Source organism: Vibrio sp. T3Y01 (assembly GCF_013114525.1).
GTDB classification, from domain to species: domain Bacteria; phylum Pseudomonadota; class Gammaproteobacteria; order Enterobacterales; family Vibrionaceae; genus Vibrio; species Vibrio chagasii_B.
This window is the reverse complement of record NZ_VTXJ01000002.1, coordinates 109,236-130,641: the sequence shown is the minus strand read 5'-3', so window position 1 is coordinate 130,641 and position 21,406 is coordinate 109,236. Positions and strand designations below refer to the sequence as shown.

At 45.6% G+C, this 21,406-nt stretch carries 18 protein-coding genes; 13 read left to right on the top strand and 5 right to left on the bottom strand.

The genetic code is table 11. The features are described 5' to 3' along the window. Positions 1-4: 4 nt before the first annotated feature. From F0232_RS03060 to F0232_RS03050, 3 genes are all read left to right on the top strand, one after another. On the top strand, positions 5-982 hold the full coding sequence (locus F0232_RS03060) for an OmpA family protein (protein ID WP_105058584.1): 978 nt from the start codon (positions 5-7) through the stop codon (positions 980-982). Continuing rightward, a complete protein-coding gene (locus F0232_RS03055; RefSeq protein ID WP_008216133.1) occupies positions 975-1,265 on the top strand; it encodes a hypothetical protein in 291 nt (96 codons plus the stop codon). The genes F0232_RS03060 and F0232_RS03055 overlap by 8 nt, the downstream gene beginning before the upstream one ends. A gap of 108 nt (positions 1,266-1,373) precedes the next feature. Then, the gene (locus F0232_RS03050; RefSeq protein ID WP_105058583.1) at positions 1,374-2,093 is read left to right on the top strand and encodes a lytic transglycosylase domain-containing protein; all 720 of its coding nucleotides are present in this window, start codon (positions 1,374-1,376) and stop codon (positions 2,091-2,093) included. Positions 2,094-2,146: 53 nt separating this feature from the next. Here the strand turns inward: F0232_RS03050 and F0232_RS03045 are convergent, their stop codons facing one another. Both F0232_RS03045 and F0232_RS03040 read right to left on the bottom strand, forming a co-directional pair. Continuing rightward, on the bottom strand, positions 2,147-3,775 hold the full coding sequence (locus F0232_RS03045; RefSeq protein ID WP_061031967.1) for a phosphoethanolamine transferase: 1,629 nt from the start codon (positions 3,773-3,775) through the stop codon (positions 2,147-2,149). 233 nt (positions 3,776-4,008) lie between these two features. Continuing rightward, complete coding sequence (locus tag F0232_RS03040) at positions 4,009-4,581, bottom strand: porin family protein (protein ID WP_061031968.1); 573 nt, start codon at positions 4,579-4,581, stop codon at positions 4,009-4,011. 189 nt (positions 4,582-4,770) lie between these two features. On the opposite strand from F0232_RS03040, the gene F0232_RS03035 reads away from it, so the two are divergent. Both F0232_RS03035 and F0232_RS03030 read left to right on the top strand, forming a co-directional pair. Then, a complete protein-coding gene (locus F0232_RS03035) occupies positions 4,771-5,310 on the top strand; it encodes a hydrolase (RefSeq protein ID WP_105058582.1) in 540 nt (179 codons plus the stop codon). Between the two features lie 53 nt (positions 5,311-5,363). Then, the gene (locus tag F0232_RS03030; protein ID WP_105058581.1) at positions 5,364-5,906 is read left to right on the top strand and encodes an AAA family ATPase; all 543 of its coding nucleotides are present in this window, start codon (positions 5,364-5,366) and stop codon (positions 5,904-5,906) included. Between the two features lie 121 nt (positions 5,907-6,027). Here the strand turns inward: F0232_RS03030 and F0232_RS03025 are convergent, their stop codons facing one another. Continuing rightward, the gene (locus F0232_RS03025; RefSeq protein WP_105058580.1) at positions 6,028-6,891 is read right to left on the bottom strand and encodes a MurR/RpiR family transcriptional regulator; all 864 of its coding nucleotides are present in this window, start codon (positions 6,889-6,891) and stop codon (positions 6,028-6,030) included. Between the two features lie 89 nt (positions 6,892-6,980). After that, a complete protein-coding gene (locus F0232_RS03020) occupies positions 6,981-8,255 on the bottom strand; it encodes an amino acid deaminase (protein ID WP_105058579.1) in 1,275 nt (424 codons plus the stop codon). A 176-nt stretch (positions 8,256-8,431) separates the two neighbouring features. Between F0232_RS03020 and F0232_RS03015 the strand changes: the two genes are divergently transcribed. From F0232_RS03015 to F0232_RS02990, 6 genes are all read left to right on the top strand, one after another. Next, the gene (locus F0232_RS03015; protein ID WP_105058578.1) at positions 8,432-9,865 is read left to right on the top strand and encodes an amidohydrolase family protein; all 1,434 of its coding nucleotides are present in this window, start codon (positions 8,432-8,434) and stop codon (positions 9,863-9,865) included. Positions 9,866-9,950: 85 nt separating this feature from the next. Next, positions 9,951-10,343 carry a RidA family protein gene (locus tag F0232_RS03010; RefSeq protein WP_061016111.1) on the top strand — a complete coding sequence of 131 codons (393 nt, stop codon included), beginning with the start codon at positions 9,951-9,953 and terminating at the stop codon, positions 10,341-10,343. A gap of 206 nt (positions 10,344-10,549) precedes the next feature. Further along, a complete protein-coding gene (locus F0232_RS03005; protein ID WP_105058577.1) occupies positions 10,550-12,064 on the top strand; it encodes a sodium:solute symporter family protein in 1,515 nt (504 codons plus the stop codon). Positions 12,065-12,153: 89 nt separating this feature from the next. Next, positions 12,154-13,101: a sugar kinase gene (locus F0232_RS03000; RefSeq protein WP_105058576.1), complete on the top strand. Its 948-nt coding sequence runs from the start codon at positions 12,154-12,156 to the stop codon at positions 13,099-13,101. Positions 13,102-13,121: 20 nt separating this feature from the next. Then, the gene (locus F0232_RS02995; RefSeq protein WP_105058575.1) at positions 13,122-13,751 is read left to right on the top strand and encodes a bifunctional 4-hydroxy-2-oxoglutarate aldolase/2-dehydro-3-deoxy-phosphogluconate aldolase; all 630 of its coding nucleotides are present in this window, start codon (positions 13,122-13,124) and stop codon (positions 13,749-13,751) included. A gap of 143 nt (positions 13,752-13,894) precedes the next feature. After that, positions 13,895-16,345: a family 20 glycosylhydrolase gene (locus tag F0232_RS02990; protein ID WP_105058574.1), complete on the top strand. Its 2,451-nt coding sequence runs from the start codon at positions 13,895-13,897 to the stop codon at positions 16,343-16,345. A gap of 110 nt (positions 16,346-16,455) precedes the next feature. Here F0232_RS02990 and F0232_RS02985 read toward each other — a convergent pair whose 3' ends face one another. After that, the gene (locus F0232_RS02985; RefSeq protein ID WP_105058573.1) at positions 16,456-18,519 is read right to left on the bottom strand and encodes an ATP-binding protein; all 2,064 of its coding nucleotides are present in this window, start codon (positions 18,517-18,519) and stop codon (positions 16,456-16,458) included. Between the two features lie 205 nt (positions 18,520-18,724). On the opposite strand from F0232_RS02985, the gene F0232_RS02980 reads away from it, so the two are divergent. Together F0232_RS02980 and F0232_RS02975 are read left to right on the top strand one after the other, a co-directional pair. Then, a complete protein-coding gene (locus F0232_RS02980) occupies positions 18,725-20,065 on the top strand; it encodes a sigma-54 dependent transcriptional regulator (RefSeq protein ID WP_105058572.1) in 1,341 nt (446 codons plus the stop codon). A 321-nt stretch (positions 20,066-20,386) separates the two neighbouring features. Next, positions 20,387-21,400, top strand: a complete 1,014-nt coding sequence (locus F0232_RS02975; protein ID WP_008216106.1) for a TAXI family TRAP transporter solute-binding subunit — start codon at positions 20,387-20,389, stop codon at positions 21,398-21,400. The last annotated feature ends 6 nt before the right edge of the window (positions 21,401-21,406 follow it).

The window sequence follows — 21,406 nt, the reverse complement described above, 5'->3', positions numbered from 1 at the left end:
GATGATGCAGCAACCACAAATCATTATTCAGAAAAAAGGTCGCCGTAAGCGCAATGAACTGCAGCATGGTGGTTGGAAGGTCGCAATGGCGGACCTGATGATTTCGTTGATGTGTCTCTTTTTGGTGCTATGGATTTTGCAGGTCGTGGATGTTGATGATCAGAAAAAGCTCCTCAATTACTTTGCTTACGGCAATGACCCAATCATGCATTTAGGTACCAGTGAGAGTGGTGGCAATTCAATTAACCCGCTACCACTGCCTCATGTCGCGACCTCCCACTATGATGCCGATCTTCATCGAATTAACGACACCTCAGTATTGCAAGGGGAATTTAACAGTCAGCAGGAGCTTGAACTGCTGGCACAGCGCATAACCCAAGAGCTTTCAGGCATTGATGCACTTGGCAGTGTCAGTGTTTTTGTTACACCACAGGGCGCTAAATTGGTGATTGCGGATTCAGACAAAGGGCCGATGTTTTTCCGAGGTGGCGCGAAAGTAACGCCTTTTTATCAGGATCTGTTACTCAACCTTGCTGGCCTACTGGAGAATATTGAAAATAAGATGATCATTACTGGTCATACGGACGCCAGTCGTTATAAGGGAAGCCGTATGACGAATTGGGAGCTATCAAGCAATAGAGCAAACAGCGCACGTTACTATTTGAATAAAGGAGGGCTTCAAGAGCGACATATTTTCCAAGTGACAGGGATGAGTGATACCGCTCCCGTCGATTATGAGAACACTAAGTCTGGCATTAATCGTCGCATCGAACTCTATATTTTAACGGCGAATACGTTGGCGCAATTAAACAAGGTCTACAAGTCTTTTGAGATTGGCAGTGGCGGTAGTGGTAATGGCTCTTCACCACTTGCTCAGCATGAGTTAGATAAGGTGTTGCCCGACAGTAAGAGAAGGGCCGTTAGACAGGCGGAGTTAAACCAACCAGTCACCTCTTTTGAAGTGCTAAGCCGCTATGACTGAATCACTCAACGTCATGTTTAACACACGAAAATGCCTAGCTTGGCTAGTACTGATTGATTACATCTTAATTGGATATTACGTCTATTTAGCGACAAGTCTGCTGTATTTCGATGTTTTTGTCGTAGGTTTGTTGATTGCTATCTACAATATTTTGTTGGTGATGTTTATTGTGCAACAGCCACAAGGTTTTATCTCTCTCGAGAAAGATAAGCACTTAGTGATCCCTATCTGTTTCGCGGTATTTTTGGGTTGTACCATCGTGGTATTAACCTTTTTTTGGTGAGTCTTTGAGTGAACGAGCATGGGTGCACTTCTAAGGTTGAAACTAGGGTATCAACACGGATAAAGAACAATTAACACGATAAAAACAATACGGTGATGGAGTGATGTTTTGGCTAAAAGTTTGAGCGCTCAACTTCTCGTACACTGGTTATTTAGGCTGGTGGTGTTTGTTGTGTGTCTTCAAATTACTGCCAGTTATGCGCAAAATCGTCCGCCTCATAATGCAATCCAGCCCCACATCAACACGCTTAAGCCATATCAGAGCCAAATACTGAAAAAGCTAGAAGAGTTCGACCCACTGGTTAACGAGATTTTTAGACAGCTTGCTGAGCGGTCACTCCCTGACAGCTTGGTGTTGGTACCTATGCTTGAGTCGTCGTACAACGCTAATGCGGTATCTCCCGCTAAAGCGGCAGGTTTATGGCAGCTGATGCCAGCCACGGCTGAAAGGTTTGGTTTGACGGTTAATGACAGGCAAGATCAAAGGTTTGAGATTGAACCCAGCACTCATGCGGCGATGCAGTATCTCGATTTTTTATATCGCAAGTTTGATGGAGATATTAACCTCACGCTTGCGGCATATAACGCAGGAGAGGGACGAGTGCAACGGGCCGTCAAAAAGGCGGGCAGTCGGCAGTTTTCCGATTTACGATTACCTAAAGAGACCGTTGATTATGTTCATCGTTTTTACGCCTTGCTGGTGTTAGTGGACGTCACTTCACTCAAACAAAATTCGGTTGCGCCAATGTGGCTGTTTGCCAGCGACAGTCACTGGCAAAACGTGCCTTTGGTTGACTTAAACCCCTTACCACCCTTGGTTTCGTTGTGATGGTTAGTGAATACGAGAATCACTCTTTGGAATTAAAAGTACACAAGCCTCTTTTAAAACGAGCGGCACGGAGCAAAGATATCTTGGTTCTCCCGATACTCAGAGGTTTGTACGTCCATTAAGCCAAGTAGGGAGTCAAATAAGTTATCGTGTGAAAAACTCTGCTCCTTCCCTGCCTTTCTTAAGCAAGTCTGGCTTATCCCTTTTTGCTCGGCAAAGCCATCAGACATCCATACGATCATCGGGACATGGGTTTGTTCTTTTGGAGCGAGAGAGTAAGGCATGCCATGTAAGTAGACGCCATTTTCTCCCAATGACTCACCGTGATCGGACACGTACATCAACGCCACGTTGTATTTGTCGGTCAGTTTCTCAAGTTTTTGCATCGCCTGTGAGAGGAAGAAATCAGTGTACAAGATGGTGTTGTCGTAGGTATTGATCACTTCTTCTTTGGTACAGTTTTCAATATCGGCGCGAGCACAGTCTGGGGTGAATTTCTTATGTTCTGCTGGATAGCGTTCAAAGTAAGTCGGGCCATGAGAACCAGAAATATGGTAGAAAATGATGCTATCTTGCTTAAGATCTTGAGTATCTTGCTCAAAGTTCTCTAACATCGCTGTGTCGTAGCATACGTCTTTATTGCACAAAGGGTCGCTATCTTTGGCGACGAGAGTCATCTCTTTGATTCGATGTGCAACGGCCTTGTCTCCACCATCGTGCTCTCGCCAGATTGAGTGAATACCGGCTCGGTTCATGATGTCGACCACGTTATCTTGGTTGTAGGCTTTATCACGGTCGTAGTTACTACGGTTCATGTTAGAGAACATGCAGGGTACAGATACGGCGGTGGCGGTTCCACACGACTGAACATCAGAGAAAAATATCGGGTTGTAAGGTTTGGTGTGAGCGTTCGTTGCTCTCTCATAGCCATGATATTGGTAGTTATATACACGCGCGGTTTCGCCAAGCACAAACACCAGTAAGGTCGGTTTGGTTGCTGCTTTGGCTTGCGGTGTTTGCTTCGCATCTAATCCTAGCTCTTGGTAGGGGATAGGCTCTTTGATGTAGGTGTTATTGATGTACTTTACCGTCGATGCCACATACTCGGTCGGGATGATCATCTTTTTGATGTGCGAGTTATTGCGACCAATCGAGACATAATCTTTGTAAAACAGCCCTGCGATGATGGCTATCACGATCAAAGATGAAAGAAGCCCAATTGCTTTCCATACTAGGAAGTCTTTCCATGATTCTTTTTCTAATTTCGCGAACAAAAGGACGAGAGATGGAATGCCACCCATGAGTACCAGCCATAACACGGAGTGCGCGCTTACATAACTGGCTGCTTCACCGCTATTGGTTTCGAAGACGTTTTCTATCATCCCATAGTCTACATAGATGCCGTAACTGAACATGCTGTAGCTGACGAGTGTTGAGGTGATGAGCAAGAAGATAAAGAATGGCTTGGAGAACATCGGCCAGTTGAAGACTTGGAAGATGAAGTTGAACGCTGCGAGGAAGAAGATTGGAATGGATAGAACAAACCAGAGGCTCTCAGATTTTGAGGACTGAACAATACTAAATAGTTCTTGGGAGAGCGGTATGTTGATAATCAGCAGGTAATATACCGCCAATACAAAGGGCAGTTTGTTTATCGACATATTTACACTTGGTAGATTCACTATGCTTGTCTCCTGCGCCTCTTATCTCTTTATTTTAGCCTCGCTATCAAGAAAGCTCTAATATCAACCTATACAGCTCAAATCGACGATGATGAGCGATAAACTGGCTAAAGTGAAATGACGCGTGTGGGGCAGTAGAAACGAAAAATTCACTTTACTGAGTGACCTTCATGACAAGGTGGAACAGCAAAGTGAATTATTTACGTTAGGGTGTTCTACGTAGGCTCGCTACATTAGAAGTTGTAAGAACCACCTAGGCTAACACTGCTGAATGCCAGTGTCTTATCTTCGGTTTTGAATGGACCGTAGTAGTTTTCTACGCTCACAGCATCTGCTTGTGAAATTAGGCGTAGTGTTAGGTTTTCGATTGGCGTGTATTCAACACCCAAACCAAAGTGGAAACCTGTACCGCTGTCATCAGCGTAACCAGCACTCTTATTTGCGTTTAGGTCAACAGAGCTTAAACCAGCCAATACGAACGGACGAATTGTATTGTCGAACGTGTAACCTAGGTTTGCAGATACAGAAACAGACGTTGGAGACAGTTTTTCTGCACCTTTTTTGTAGTCAGCATAATCGTTGTAGCCAAGTTCAACACCAACAATACGGTTGAACTGGTAGCCACCATATAGGTTGTAACCCATGCCGTCTGAGTCTAGGTTGCCTTGACCGTCTGTATCAGAATCTTGGTACACACCAAGGCCGCCACCGATGTACGCACCACCGTCAGTGCCTGCTGCTAATGCAGGAAGAGAAACCGCGCCTATTAAACCTAGTGCTAATGCTGATTTCGCGAATTTGTTCATTGTTCTTACTCACTCTTTAATGTCATGTAGTATCAATTATTTTTGTTTTCGGCCTTTCGACCGTTGGTGAGTATTATTCCGTAGTCTTATACGTATTACTGTATGGCTTTGTAAGCTAAATCGTTACATAGTAGAAAACATACCCATTAGATTGCTTAGTGAGTTAGGTTGCTAAATAAAGGGATACACATGCTAATGAGACAAAATACAGGCTTGGTGGTTGTGGATATTCAGGGCAAGCTCGCACGCCTTGTTGATGAGAGTGAGACACTTATTTCTAACTGTGGGAAGCTGATTAAGGGCGCGCAGGTTTTGGGGCTGCCCATCATTTACTTGGAGCAGAATCCAGATAAATTGGGAGCAACGGTCAGTGAACTTAACGACTTGTTGAGTGATGCAAAGCCGATACCTAAATTCACGTTCAACGCGTGTGATGAGCCCAAGTTTGTTGAGGCGGTGCAAGCCAAGGATGTGGCTACGTGGTTGGTGTGTGGGATTGAGGCTCATATTTGTGTGTATCAAACGGCAATGGGGTTGTTGGATCTTGGCTACAAGGTTGAGGTAGTTAGCGACTGTATTAGTTCTCGAACGGCGCTTAATAAGGATCTAGCTATTTGCCGAATGCGAGAGTCGGGCATTCAAATCACTGGGTTAGAAATGAGCTTATACGAACTTGTGAAAGATTGCCGCGCACCAGAATTTAAGTCCATTCTGACCTTGATTCGTTAACTTGGGTTTCGTTAAGGTCCAATTCGTTAATTCCCCCCTTTGAAGAGGTTCATTTGAATAACCTAATTGTATTTACTGGTGGTCCGGGCTCAGGTAAAACCTCGGTCATCGACGCTTTGAAAAGCCAAGGCTATCGCTGCGCACCAGAGGTCGGGCGTAAAGTGATTCAACACCAAGTATCCCAACAAGGGAGTGCTTTACCTTGGCTAGATAAAGTGGCTTTTCGTGATGAGATGGTGCGCGAAGAATTAGTCAATTATCAGGCGTTTCAGGCGAGTAACCTGCCCGTTTTCTTTGATAGATGCATTGTCGATTCATACGGCTACAGCCTGTTAGAAGCACTGCCTATTCCAGATTCCTTGCTAGATCTGTGCAATGAACTTGAATACAGCACTAAGGTGTTTACCTTTCCACCTTGGGAAGCGATTTTTATCAATGACCAAGAGCGTAAACAGGATTTTGAAGAGGCGGTCGCCACCTATGAAAAGATGGTAGAAGCCTATACCCTATTTGGTTATCAACTGGTGGAAGTGCCGAAAAGCTCTGTTGAAGAACGAGTCGAGTTCATTTTAACTTCCATTGACTCAGATGAGTGATTTCAGAAACATCCAAACGAAAAAAGCCCAACAGTATCGACTCGATTGAGTGATTAATGCGGGGCTTTTCTATCTAGATTCAATTTTTACTGAGCTGTGAAACGCCTACTCTCGACAACGCTTAATCACCAAGAGGTTGTCGGTCGCCGCCACCTCGGTAGGAGTCTAAAGCAACCTTCAAGCGGCGCAGTTTATCGCGCGATCGGTTCTTGTGATTAACTGCCATGCCCATTGAAAGTACATCCACTAACGCTAGCATGGCGTAGCGAGACGCCGATGGTTTGTAGATGAAATCAGTTTCCATGTGTTTGATAGGTAACAAGATATCCGCAATGTTTGCCAATGGTGTATCTTGTGGCGTAATTGCGATGATCTTAAGTCCATACTGTTTAGCTAATGCGGCGGTTTCGGTGATAACGGGCGTAAAGCCTGTCGCGGAAATCATCACCATCACATCATTGGCATCGGCTGTTGCGGCAACCATGCGTGACATTAAGCCATCGTTGTACGACACCACTGGATAGCCTAAACGAAACAGTCGGTGTTGCAGCTCTTGAGAGGCAATAGTTGAGCCGCCACCCATGCCGATTGCAATGATCTGTCTGGCGTTGTGCAGCCAGTTTACCGCAGTTTCAACATCTTGTTCTTTGAATAGAGTGCGGTTGATATCTAGGCTCTGCTTGATTGATTCGTAGATACCTTGATAACCAGTTTGGTTAACCGGTTCGAGAATAAAGCGCTGGCCAACCGTTAGGGTTTGAGCAAGCTTGATCTTCATATCACGTACGTTGTTACAGCCAATCGCCTTAGCAAAACGGGTAATGGTAGCTTCACTGACTTGCGCGTTTTCAGCGAGTTCTGTAATGCTGGCTTTGGCAGCAAAATCGATGTCATCCATTATCAGCTTGGCGACTTTTTTCTCGGCATCACGAAGAGCGGGAAAACGCTCTGTTATCTGTGAAATGATATCTACTTCTAAACTCAAGAATCCTGATCCTTTGTTGATGGGGCTAAGCCTTAGCCCCGTTAGTATATCTGAATGCTTCGCTGATTCTAGCTTATTGAAAAATCGAGCTAGAAGCAGGTCTCTACCCAGTTTGTTACCTGATAGTCGTCATCGCTGATAGCAATGTAACGCCACTTATCGAAAGTCAAACACGGGTGTGAGGTTGAGAACGCAATCATGTCGCCCACTTCAATCTCAGCAGAACCGTCCGTTTCAACAAAGGTATGCTGATCCATTACTGCAGTAGCGGTCAGGCCTTTCACAGATATAGCTTCACCATTGCGATATCCGCGTTCAGCAATAGGTAATCCAGCATCAAAGGCCACATCACGCTTACCTAGCCCGATCACCAGTTTGGTTGGCTCTGGACGAGAGATAACATACGCCCATACCTCAAGTGCCGATTCTAAATCACCACCCAATTCACACGCGTAGCCTTGGTTTACTTGGGCACGCTGCAATACCTTACTTTGGGCATCTAGGTAGATCCCAGTATCGTGGATGGCATAGCAACCTGGGCGGATGATCGCCAAGTAATCGGTTAGGTGTGCCAAGCACTCTGCCACCACATCATACCAAGCCGATCCTGCGCCAGTGATGATTGGCTGTCCTGTGATCAGTCCATCTGATGCAAGGCTTTCGACAGAGCTTAGTGCTTGGTTTAAGAAGGTGCGAATGTCTTGCTCGGCATTGTCACCATGAATCACACCCTCATACACCTCAATACCCGCTAGCGAAAGCGCAGGCGTATCTTGGATGGTTTGCGCAAGCTCTAGAACTTCTTGAGGAGAACGACAACCACAACGACCACCCGGTACACCAAATTCGATCAGTACTTTTAGCGTCTGCTTTGTATTAGCGAAATATTGGTTAAGTTGCTGCACGTTGACCGATGAATCCACACAACAGTAAAAGTCGACATCAAATTCACTGATCAGCTGTTCAACGATCACCATGTTGGTTTTACCTACCAATTGGTTAGCCATGATGATTCTTTTTGCGCCTGCCATTGCTGCAATTTCTGCTTGTGCAGGTGTTGCAACGGTAATTCCCCAAGCGCCATTTTCTAGCTGTTGGCGAAAGAAATCAGGCGTCATCGATGTTTTGCCGTGTGGCGACAATTTAACCTGATGATGATCGGCGAATGATTGCATCCAATTCAGATTATTGGTCAACGCTGATTGCTTGATAATTGCTACCGGAAGCGAAATGTCTTCATCGACCAGTCGATAAACGCCGTTCTCAGTTTGTGATACTGCTCTCCCTTTTTGGCCTCTTTCAGTCAAGACGAAACAATCTTTTTGATACTTTATAACATCTTTTTGTGCAGGGTTATGTTTCATTGCTGATTCCTAACATGATTTAAGTGGTTGTTATTTAATGTTTAAATCTATCTTGTGTTTGTTTTGTGATAGAAACTATCACACAAATTAAAATATTATGTGTGTTTTGTCACTGAAAATAATCGGCTGGATTTTTAATATAGCTCCATCAACAGAGTGGATTGAGAGAGTGAGAAATGTTGTTCGATACGATAATTAAAAATGTAGAGGTGTTCGATGGCACCGGCGAACAATCGTTTTGTGCCGATGTAGCAATCCGAGATGGAAAAATCGCCGAAATTGGCAGCATTGATCATGAAGATTGTGGCCAGTTGGTTGAAGGAGCTGGCTTAGCATTGGCTCCTGGGTTTATTGATGTACACACACACGACGATACCAATGTAATTCGTTACCCAGACTGTTTACCAAAGATCAGCCAAGGTGTGACAACCGTGATTGTTGGTAACTGTGGTATCAGTGCGTCACCAACGGTTTTAGCTGGTGACCCACCAGATCCTATGAACCTTTTAGGCGCGCAGGCTGATTTCAAATACCCAACCTTTGCCGCGTATGCACAAGCAGTGGAGCAAGCACAACCTGCAGTAAACGTTGCAGCGTTAGTGGGACACACCACACTGCGTAACCAAGTGATGGACGACCTACAACGCACCGCAAGCGAAGAAGAAATTGCAGCAATGCAAAGCAACCTTGATTTAGCAATGGAGCAGGGCGCATTAGGCTTGAGTTCTGGTTTGGCTTACGCAAGTGCGAAGCAAGCCAACGCGAATGAGGTGATGCAGTTAGCCAAAGTGCTGTCTAGCCATGGCGGCATCTATACCACGCATATGCGTACTGAATTCGAAGAGATCTTAAGCGCGATGGAAGAGGCGTTTGAGACAGGCCAATACGCGAAAGTACCGGTTGTTATCTCTCACCTTAAATGTGCAGGTGCAGGCAACTGGGGCAGAACTGTTGAAGTACTTGATTTGATGGATAAGGTTTCAGAGCACCAAGATGTGTCTTGCGACTGTTACCCATATTCAGCGAGCTCTTCGACATTAGACTTGAAACAGGTGACGGACGATTTCGATATCTTCATTACTTGGTCTGAAGCAAAACCAGAACATGCAGGCAAAACACTAAAGCAGATTGCTGATGAGATGAACTTACCCCTGATGGAGGCAGCAAAAGCGCTTCAACCAGCGGGTGCGGTTTATCACTGTATGGATGAGAACGACGTAAAGCGCGTTTTGAAATACAAGTTGACCATGGTTGGTTCCGATGGGTTGCCGAATGACCCGCACCCGCACCCAAGATTGTGGGGCACCTTCCCGAAAGTGTTAGGCCATTACTGCCGAGATGAAAAACTGTTCGCATTGCCTGAAGCGATTCACAAAATGACTGGTATGTCAGCAGAGCGCTACAACTTAGCGGGTCGAGGTGAAATTCGCCAAGGTGCATTTGCCGATTTAGTTTTATTTGATCCAAAGAATATTAAAGACACCGCAACATTTGAAAATCCTATTTCAGTTGCAGAAGGAATTGAGAGTGTCTTTGTTAATGGTGAGTTAACTTACCAAAAAGGAATTGTACAAAATAATCGTTCGGGCGTTTTTATTTATCGTAATTAACGAATTTAAAGAACTGAAATTATTTTATTTAAATTAAATTTATTGGAATAACCAATATTATATATTTTACATCTGGAGTTAAAAAATGACTATTAAACGTTACGGTGTTGAAGGTGGTACAGGTACAGGTGGACAACATTTACCATTTGCACGAGCAACGGAAGCGGGTGGTTTCCTATATGTTTCTGGCCAGACACCAATGACTGACGGTGAAGTGGTTGAAGGCGGTATTGTTGACCAGTCTCGCCTAGCGATTCAAAACTGTGTCGATATCATGACTGAAGCGGGCTACGGCCTAGAAGACGTAGTACACGTAAAGGTTGTACTGACAGATTCTCGTTACTTCCAATCTTTTAATAAGGTATTCAAAGAGTTCTTTGGTGCTAATCCACCGGCACGTATCTGCATGGTTTGCGACCTAGTTGTAGACGTGAAAGTTGAAGTAGATGTGACTTGCTACCGCGCTGATCGCGTTTAGTTATAACCTAATCACAATAACCTACTTAGAGAGTATTAGGGCGTAGTCATCCCTGTTATTATTCCTTAATACTCTCACCCTACATTTATAAAAATTACTTTAATTAAAATATACAAAATAAATAAAGTAATTATATGAAATATAAAATGAATGAATCATAAATAAAAGTTCAGGAATGAGCTTAATATTTCACTGAGAGGTGTCAAATGAACAGCACTCTTTTTCTTACAGGCTTCGGCGTGTACGTATGTTTTTTAATTTGGTTAGGCTGGTTTGTCTCGCGTAATCAAAAATCTGGCGAAGATTTCTTATTAGGCGGCCGTGGCCTGCCACTATTTTTAGTACTTGGTACAACGGTTGCGACGATGGTCGGCACGGGTTCAAGTATGGGTGCGGTTGGCTTCGGCTACGCAAATGGCTGGGCTGGTGCTCTGTACGGAATTGGCGGTGCTGTTGGCATCCTATTGCTTGCCCTCTGGTTTGCTCCGGTCCGTAAGCTGAACTTCATGACAATGAGTGAAGAGCTAGCGTATTACGTGGGTGCTAACCGAATCGTGAAAAACGTGGTTGGTCTACTTATCTTCATTGCGTCAATCGGTTGGTTAGGTGCGCACATTCTAGGTGGCGGTATGTACCTAGCGTGGATTGCAGACATCGACCTGAACCTTGCGAAGATCATTATTGCTGCGGCATTCACTATCTACGTGGTGATCGGTGGTTACACAGCGGTTGTATGGACCGATACCATTCAAGCTATCATCCTTTTTGCTGGCTTCATCTTGATGGCGGTGATGTCTGTGAACCACATTGGTGGTATGGATAACCTTTACGCTGCGATGGACCCTGCTGCTACGAGCTTTTTAGCAATCGATAAACTAGGCATTCTGCCCGCTGTTTCTCTGGCTGTGGTTATCGGTGTTGGTGTACTGGCGACGCCTTCATTCCGTCAACGCATTTACTCTGGTAAAGACGTTTCAACTATCCGTCGTTCATTCGTGGCGTCTGGTGTGTTGTACCTTTTCTTCTCTATCATTCCAGCAATCATTGGTATGGCAGCGCACGCTATTGACCCAACGCTGGATAACCCTAACTTCTCGTTCCCTTACATTGCAGCAACGGTACTTCCAGTTGGCGTTGGCATGATTGTTCTTATCGCTGGCCTATCTGCAACTATGTCGAGCGCAAGCTCAGATGCGATTGCTGGTGTATCTATTCTACTGCGTGACGTGTACGTGATGTTCACAGGCCGCGTACCAAACAAAGAATCAATGATGAACTACTCTCGTTTAGCTTTGGTTGTGGTGATTGGTTTTGCACTGCTATTCGCACTGACGTCAAACGACATCATTGGCTACATCACTAAGATGATTTCAACGGTTATGTCGGGCATGTTCGTGTGCGGTATGTTGGGTAAATTCTGGAAACGCTACAACTGGCAAGGTGCTCTTGCAACGCTAGCGGGTGCTTCTGTGGCTTCATTTGTAGTAATGCTAAACGCTGACTACACAGCATTCTGGGGCAACCCTGTTATCCCATCATGCTTGTTCGCTCTAGCAGCAGGTGTGGCAGTGAGCCTAGTGACTCCGGCTAACCAAGTAACACCAGAAATGGCAAAAGCGATTCTTGATGACGAGCGTGCTCTGATGGAGATGGAAATGTCTGATACTGGCGTAATTGAAGAAGAAGCAGCACCTCAACGTCCTGCAAATCAAACAAGCTAAACCTAGTCTCCACAACTGGTTTGCTTAATTCAGGCCCTGCTTAGTGGCAGGGCCTTTTCCCCATATATATCTCTATTTTAGGATCGGCTATGCCTGTATCTTCTAACTTCAATATCGCTTTCTTTGGCGAATGTATGGTCGAAATCAGCGGCTCCCCATTAACCAAAAAGTTTGGCGGTGACACGCTAAATACTGCGCTTTACCTTTCTCGCTTAACTCAAAATAAAAACCTATTAGTGCATTACGCGACAGGCCTTGGTGGCGATGAACTGTCTCAAGATATGATTGATAGCTGGCAGTTAGAAGGTATTCAAACCAATTTCGTAGAGCGCATTGCGAACAAGCTTCCTGGTCTCTACATGGTCGAAACCGATGAGACTGGTGAACGACACTTTCATTACTGGCGCAACGACGCGGCAGTTAAATCTTACTTCCGAACGGATGATCTGAATAAGCTTGAAATCGCGCTGACAGAGAAACAAGTCGACGCGGTTTACATCAGCGGTATCAGCATCGCGATTTTAGATGACACCTCACGTGAACGCCTGTTGAAAGCCATTGGCGTGTTCTCAAACCAAGGCGGTAAGGTGATTTTCGACAACAACTATCGCCCGCAACTTTGGACGACTGAACAAGCACAATATTGGTATGCCAAGTTACTGCCATTGGTAGACATCGCGTTGATTACTGAAGACGACGACTTGTTGGTTTGGGGTAACTCCGAGAGCGTTCAACAGCGTTGCCTGCGCTTGGGTTGCCAAGAGATCGTTATTAAGCGTGGTTGCGAGCCATGCAAAATCGTTCAAGTTGAACAGGGAGATGTTGTTGAGAGCTATGTATCCGCGACTCGTGTTTCTAACGTGGTCGACACCTGCGCAGCGGGTGACTCCTTTGCGGCGGGCTATCTGGCTGCACGTTTAACTGGCGAAAGTGCTACAGAAGCAGCAGCGCTGGGCCATCAGTTAGCTTCTACCGTTATTCAATATTCAGGCGCGATCATCCCGGTAAGCGCCATGAATCACTTAATTAAAAAATAGAAAAACAAAGCGAACTTATTATGTCTCAAGAAATGATCAACACACTTAAGCAATTCAAAGTTATCCCTGTTATCCAAATCAACAAGGTGGAACACGCGATTCCACTAGCAAGGGTATTAGTTGAAAACGGTCTGCCAGTGGCAGAAGTGACGTTCCGTACTGAAGCGGCAGCAGATTCAATTCGTGCGATGCGTGATGCTTACCCAGAGATGTGCATCGGTGCTGGCACAGTATTAACACTAGAGCAGATCGACCTTGCAAAAGAAGCGGGCAGTGAGTTTATCGTTGCACCTGGCCTGAACCCAAACACGGTTAAGCGCTGCCAAGAGATCGGTATGCCAATCGTTCCCGGCGTAAACAACCCAAGCCAAGTAGAGCAAGCGCTTGAACTTGGTCTTAACTTCTTGAAATTCTTCCCTGCCGAAGCGTCTGGCGGCATCAATATGGTGAAATCTTTACTAGCGCCTTACGTTGATGTGTCGCTAATGCCAACGGGCGGTATCGGCAAGCACAACGTCAATGACTACTTAGCCGTTGATCGCGTGGTGTGCTGTGGTGGCACGTGGATGGTTTCTCCAAAGATGATCGAGGACGAACAGTGGGATGAGATTGCTGTATTGGTTCGTGAAGCCGTTGAGCTAGTTAGCTAGTCATAAGTTTGTGAGCTCATTCGTTTTTAAACAGGCGTTAGGCTTTTGATCTCACGATAAACAACAGCAGTGGCTGATGGTTCTGTTTTGTGAATTGCCTCCGAGAAACCAAACAGAACCGCTCTTATATAGGAAAATTAATAATGAAAAAAACTATATTGTCTCTATTGATTTCAGGTTCAGTAGTATCCCCAATGGCGTTAGCAATGGCTCCGAATACCGATCTTAACTTAATGCCGTACCCACAAACGGTTGAACTACAAGCAGGGCAAGTACAGGTCGACGGTAACTTCAAGGTTTACATCAAAGGCTTTAATTCTGATCGCGTTGAGTATACGGCGAAACGCTTTGTCGACCGTTTGGTACGCCAAACCGGTATCCCGATTCTGAATTGGCAGGTTGATAGCGCAGACCAAGCAAACCTGATCATTGATATTGACGCAGCTCCAAAGTCTGAAATTCAGAACATCGACTCAGAAGAGTCTTATAAGATTACGACTCAGGGGGAACAAATCACGCTTAGCGCCCCAAGCCCTTATGGCGCTATTCACGGTATCGAAACCCTTTTACAGCTCGTTGAAACAACAGCGACTGGCTACCACATTCCTGCCGTTACGATTGTTGATGAACCTCGCTTCCGTTGGCGTGGTGTTTCCTACGATACCTCTCGTCACTTTATTGAATTTGATGTGTTGATTCGTCAGTTAGATGCGATGGCTTCTGCGAAAATGAACGTGTTCCATTGGCACTTCTGGGACGACCAAGGTATCCGTATTCAAACGGAATCTTGGCCGCGTCTATGGTCAGAAACCACCGATGGTGATTACTACACTAAAGACCAAGTTCGTTACCTAGTCGAGTACGCTCGTAACCTTGGTATTCGTGTGATTCCAGAAGTCTCCCTGCCGGGGCACTCTTCTGCTGTGGCGCACGCTTACCCTCGCTTGATGTCGGGTGGCGAAGGTCAAAGCTATGACCAAGAGCGTGGTTGGGGTGTGTTTGAGCCATTGATGGACCCTCTAAACCCAGAGCTTTATGAAATGCTGGGTGATGTGTTTGATGAAGTGACCGAGTTGTTCCCAGATGAGTACTTCCACATTGGTGGCGATGAGCCTAATTACTCTCAATGGATCAACAGCGAAAAGCATCAGAAATTCATCGAGGAGAACGGCATTGATGGCGAGCGCGGTTTGCAGTCTTACCTCAACGTAAAAGTTGAGAAGATGCTGGAAGAGCGCGGCAAGAAGATGACGGGTTGGGATGAGATTTGGCATAAAGATCTGCCAACTTCCATCGTGATTCAAAGCTGGCAAGGTCACGACAGTATCGGCCGTGCTGCGCAAGAGGGTTACCCAGGTATTCTGTCTACCGGTTACTACCTCGATCAGCCTCAGCCAACTAGCTACCACTATCGCAATGACCCAATGCCAACCGGCATCACGGTTGATGATAAGCTTCACAGCGGCGAGAAGTTCGTGACTTACCAGTGGCAAAAGCCTCGCTCTAAAGGCAGCCCACGTAAGGGTACGCTGACTATCATTGAAGCGAAAGACGGTACGTTCCGCGCGTTCAGTGATTACAACGGCAAGTCTCGTGAAGAGATCTACATTCTTGATTATGTGCCGGGTAAAACCTTTGTCGGCCACTTCGATAACTTCATGTCTTACACTGAGTTCAACCTGAACCTAAATCCAAATGGATTCTCAGAGGGCAGCTACCAATTGATTGGTAACGTGCGCTGGCCAACCACAGGTGAAGTGATTGCGAGTAGCGATATCGAAGGCAGTGTAATCCCTGAGCCTAATGGTGGTTATCCTGCAGAGCTTACCGACAAAGAAAAAGAGTTGATTCTGGGTGGTGAGATTACGATATGGCTTGAGAATAAAGACAGTCTTACGGTAGAAAACTACCTATGGCCTCGTAGCTACGCGATCGCGGAACGTTTCTGGTCGGAGGCTGAACTGACTGACGAACGCAGCATGTATAAGCGTATGAAAGCGATGGACACATGGTCTGAAGTTTCGGTTGGTCTGCGTCACCATGCGGATGCAGACATGTTGCTAAAGCGTATTGCTAGAGGTCAAGATATCCAAGATCTTCGTATCCTTTCAAAGTACACCGAGCCAGCACAATACTATGCTCGTAACTGGGAGAAGTGGAACTCTACTGAGCCTAAAGGCACTTTGTACAGTCAATACGAGCGCTTAAACCGCTTTGTTGATGCGTTGCCAGTAGAAAGCTACGCGGTGTATGAGATGCAAGATTTAGTTAACGAAGTCGCGACAGGTAATCAACAGGCATTGGAGCAACTTACAGATCATTATCAGCAAGCGAAATCGGCAGCTCTCGCCGCAGAGACTGTCTTCGCTGGTAACGTATCTTCGGTCGAGACGGTGGTTGTTGCAGAGAAAACGGCGGAAGTTGCAGACTTGGCGCTCACCTTGATTGCTAAAGCGAAAGCGGGTGAGCAAGTTCGAGAAGCAGACGCGAATGCCTATCAAGCTATCCTATCTGATGCTGCGAAGATCTACGACGAATCGATCATTGCGATTGTTCGTCCAACGGAGTTACTGCTTAAGCAGTTGAGTAAGTAAGCATGAGATAACAAGTCGCACGCCAATAAATTCTTCAAACCGCCCTCTATGGGCGGTTTTTTTGTTCCTGAATTCAAATAGAGTATGTGTCTAAAGCATGATGTAAGCAATTACTCACTATCGGCACTCTTAAGCGTTAGCGTGAAGGTCATTCCTTGTTCTGGGTTGTTCTTGGCAATCAAATAGCCTTGCATATCGCGTACATTGTTGGCGGTGATGGCGAGCCCGAGTCCGAGGCCTTCACCCATTTTTTTGTTGGTGTGGAAGGGTTCGAAAATGGTTTCTAGCTGGTCTTCGGATACGCCACAACCGTTATCTTGAACTTTGATGATGACACGCTCTTGCTCGGTATGAGCACTGATAACAATGGTTGCTGGTTTTTGATTTTGTGTAGCATCGATGGCATTGCTTAAGAGATTACCAAGTACTTGTCTAAGTCGTGCTTCTTCTCCCATCACCATTGAAATATTAGAGGCGACACGAACACGAATATCGATACGTTCTAACTCGGCTTGGTGAATGCGTAGGGTTTCTTGAAGTGCGTCTGTCAGTGACACCGGATAAGGTTTTTCCAATCTTTGAAAGGCGAAGGACTTCAGTTGGCTAGTCATGTTGGCCATTCTGTCGATGAGACTCATCACCAGGTCCATGTTCGCTTTCAACATCTTAGTCTCGCCTCTTTCCATCAGTAACTGGTTACTTGAAAGCAGGGTTTTTAGGCCAGTAAGCGGTTGATTGAGCTCATGAGTAATCGCACTCGACATACGGCCCAATGCGGCTAGCTTGCTTGATTCGACTAACTCTTGCTGCGCATCTTTTAGATCTTGAGTTCGCTCTTCGACGCGCAGTTGAAGTGTTTTATTGGCTTCCTGTACCGCGATCTCTGCTTTCTTACGTTTACTGATATCAATAACAGTACACAGGTAATAGGTTGTGGCATGCCAAGGAAAAGGACTAATGGAGAACAACACCGGGAAGTAGCTGCCGTCGCTGCGTCTTGCCATAGTTTCTACGCTGGTGATCTCGGCCAGCTCTTGGTGTTGCTCTAGATTTTTTAATAGCTGTAGCGTAGTTGAGTTCGGGTTACCGGCTTCAAAAAGTTGCCACGCTTTTATATTGCTGATCATCGAATCGGATAGGCAGAAGTAGTTTTTCGCCATCAGATTAATGTCGTGGATGTGACCGTGTTTATCGATCAGCACAAGTCCTACGTGTGTCTTGTTGATCATTCCAGACAATCGTTTTTCAGACTCTTCAATCAGCTTTTGGATTCGTAGGTTGCTGAGTTTTTTCTGGCGTCTTTGGTAGAGAATTATCAGCAATAGCATGATGAAAAGACAGCCCACCGCGACGCTCCAACTTATCCAATTAGTGGTTTGATAGAGGCTAGTTAAGGGGGTGAGGTAGGTTAAACGCCAATTAAGATCATCTAATTTGATTGACTGAATCAGGTAATCCTTGCCTTGCAGTCGCCAAACGCGAATATGGGTTTGGTCGTATAATTCGCGTTTGGTGGCAGTAGGCTGAGAATTGAAGGTGTCGTTAAACCAATCCGCACTGAGCTTGTGGTCGCTTGAGAGAAAAAATTGTTCGCGAGGATTCTGAAACAGGACTGCTTCTCCATCGGCAAACCATTGATCGGTCAGCAGTGATAGGTCTATTTGAACCGCAACAATGCCAACCACATCAGAGGCTCGATAAACTGGCGCGGCAATAAAGTAGTCTGGGGTGACGCCTTTGTTTTTGGTTACCACCGAAATCGCCCCTCCTTGCTGGTGGATCTTAGACACAATCGTGTTGGCGTTCTTTTTACTCAGCTTGCTCCTCTCAACACTAGAAACCAGTAAATCGCCCGTATCGGAGAGTAAATACCAGCCTTTGGTATTCGCCGCTTTGTCCAATTGAATGAGCTGCTTTTTGATGCGTTTTTCAAGGCGGCCTTCACCATCGATAAAGCGAACCGTGGTTTCGTCGTTGGTGACTAGGTAGGGCAGATAATAGAAACGTTTTAGTGTTCGCCTTGCTTCAGCGATGTAGCCAAGGAAGCGCTGCTCAGCATAACGTTGCGCTTGTTCAAGTTTCCACTGGCTGATTCCGTTTTTGGTCGTGACCTGCACTAAGCCAATAATTAAACAGGCAAATAGAAATAACCAATATCGATTTTTATTCATTATTCTTGATTAAATCCCTTTAAATTAGTGGTTTAAGGCTGTGTTGTGTTTGCTTTTTGAGCAGGTGGTGAATGAAACAAGTTGAAGCTAACAAACATCATAAAACTGTTAAAGAGGTGTTACTCAAAGTGGGAGCTAGCTCCTTTTCGTCTGCTCGGTTTTTGAATACCGTGGGCGGCATATTTGGTTCAAGTGTTAGGAACAGACCATGCAACGTATAGCTTTGATTGAAGATGATGCGATTGTGCGTCAAGCAACCAGCCAATGGTTACAGTTAGCCGGCTTTGATGTCACTGCGTTTGAGGTTGGGCAAGATGCGTTAAGTGCAGTAAAACAAGGCGATTTTCACACCATCATTAGTGATGTGCGTTTACCCGATATAGATGGGGTAGAGCTGCTTGGACGTTTTAAAAGTTTGGTGCCAGAAGTCCCTGTTATTTTGATCACCGGGCATGGTGATGTTGATATGGCGGTAAAGGCTTTACATCAAGGCGCCTATGATTTCATCGAGAAGCCATTTGATCCTGAACGCCTTTCCCAAACTGTCTCTGAAGCGGTCGAGAAGTATCAAAGCAGCCAAGACAGAGTTAACCGCCAAAGCTACTTAAATAACCTAAAAGGCATTGAGCAGGTTCTGATTGGTCGCAGCAAGGTGATGTGCGAACTGCGCGAACAGATACAGAAGGTGGCTTCTATAGATACTAATGTGATCATCTACGGTGAAACTGGCTGTGGCAAAGAGTTGGTCGCTTCTTGCTTGCATGAGTTTAGTGAGCGTAAAAGATACCCTTTTGTGCCGCTCAATTGTGGTGCCATTCCAGAGAACTTGTTTGAAAGCGAACTATTTGGGCATGAGGCTGGAGCGTTTACCGGGGCTGCCAAGCGGCGCATTGGTAAGCTTGAATTTGCTGATAAAGGCACGGTATTTCTTGATGAAATCGAGAGCATGCCCCTGTCTATGCAGGTCAAAGTGTTACGCACCTTACAAGATAATGTGGTTGAGCGTGTGGGTGGCAACCAGCAGCAACACGTTGATTTGAGGGTAGTATCTGCCTCTAAATGTGACTTATTGAACCACCCTGACTTTCGCCAAGATCTGTTCTATCGCTTGAACGTTGCCCAGCTGCACTTGCCACCGCTTAGTGAGCGTGAAGATGACGCACTCATTCTTTTTGAACACTTTACCCAAGAAGCGAACAGCGAAACTCGAGTGGCCAGTGAAGCGGATCGCCATGCGTTATTGTCGTATGCGTGGCCGGGTAATGTGCGTGAGCTGCGCAATGTTGCGATTCGTTTTGCGCTGGATGAAAGTTTAACGGTGGGAGACATATTGGCGTGTCGTCCTAACTCAGTAACGGAATCTGCGACAGCGGGTATTCCTCTGGCGGTTCAGGTGCAGAGCTTTGAGCGAAAAGTCATTCATGATGCGTTAGTGCGTTATCAAGGGCGCATTAATGACGTGATGCAAGATTTGGATTTACCTCGTCGAACACTGAACCAAAAAATGGTGCGCTATGGGCTGAATCGAAGTGATTATGTCGATTCTTAGTGATCAATCTGACTGTAATGCTTATTGAAGATTAGTAAGCAATAAATGGCTCACTCTGTATTTGTGATTTTATGAATACCGGTCACATTTGATAACTAAAGTGTGATGTGACTGGCTTTATATAGATGTTAATGCCCATTTTGAATGAGCAAAAAATGGCTCATGATATCTGCATCGAATAAGCAATAATCCGCCTATTATTATTGTTATTTTTATTTAAATTTAATTAAATCAATAACTTAATTTTTGGCATTGTGCTTGCTATCTAGCAGTTGTTGTTAACAAAACTATAACGTGAATAACTCTACATGGAGAGTAACAATGAAATACAACAAGCTAGTTAAAACTTTAGCAATCGCAATGGCATCTATTGGCCTTATCAGCAACGCCTCCGCTCAAGAAGAGCGCAGCTACATCTTAGCAACAGCTTCAACTGGGGGGACTTACTACCCAGTAGGCGTAGCGTTGGCGACATTGAGTAAAGTTAAGCTTGCGCCGAAGCAGCACTTTTCTTTGGCGGCTATCAGCTCTGCCGGGTCGGGTGAGAACGTCAAACTATTGAATGAGAACGAAGCCCAGTTTGCTATCTTGCAAGGTTTGTACGGTGCATGGGCTTGGCAAGGTTTAGGGCCATACGAGAAGTCGGGCAGTCAAACCCAACTGCGTTCAGTCTCTATGCTGTGGCAAAACGTAGAGCACTTTATTGTTCGCTCAGACTTGACTGAAACAGGCACCATGAGCGATTTAGAAAACCTCAACGGCAAGAAGTTTTCGATTGGTAAGAAAAACTCAGGTACAGAAAATTCAGGTCGTCAGATCATGCAGGGCCTGTCGGTGAACCCAGAACAATTTAAACTTGCCTTTATGGGTTACGGCGGTAGCGCGAGTGCATTACAAAACGGCACCATTGACGGCATGAACACCCCAGCGGGTGTGCCTGTGGGCGCGGTAACTCAAGCGTTTGCAGCGCTGGGTGAAGACATTCAAATTCTGTCGTTTACCGATGAACAGATCAAACAAGCGAATGGCGATTACAACATCTGGACCAAGTACGAGATCCCTGCCAACACCTACCCAGGTGTTGATAAGCCGATCACCACAATCGCTCAACCTAACTTCCTAGCGGTTCGTGAAGATATCTCAGAAGAAGATGTCTACCAGCTAACCAAAGCTATCTATGAAAACCTACCTTTCTTACAAGGTATCCACAAAGCAACCAAAGCCATGGCGCTTGAGAAAGGGATTGCAGGTCTTCCTGTTCCACTTCATCCGGGCGCAGCACGTTATTACAAAGAAGTGGGCATCGAGCTTCCTTCTGAGCTGATCGTCAACTAATAGCTT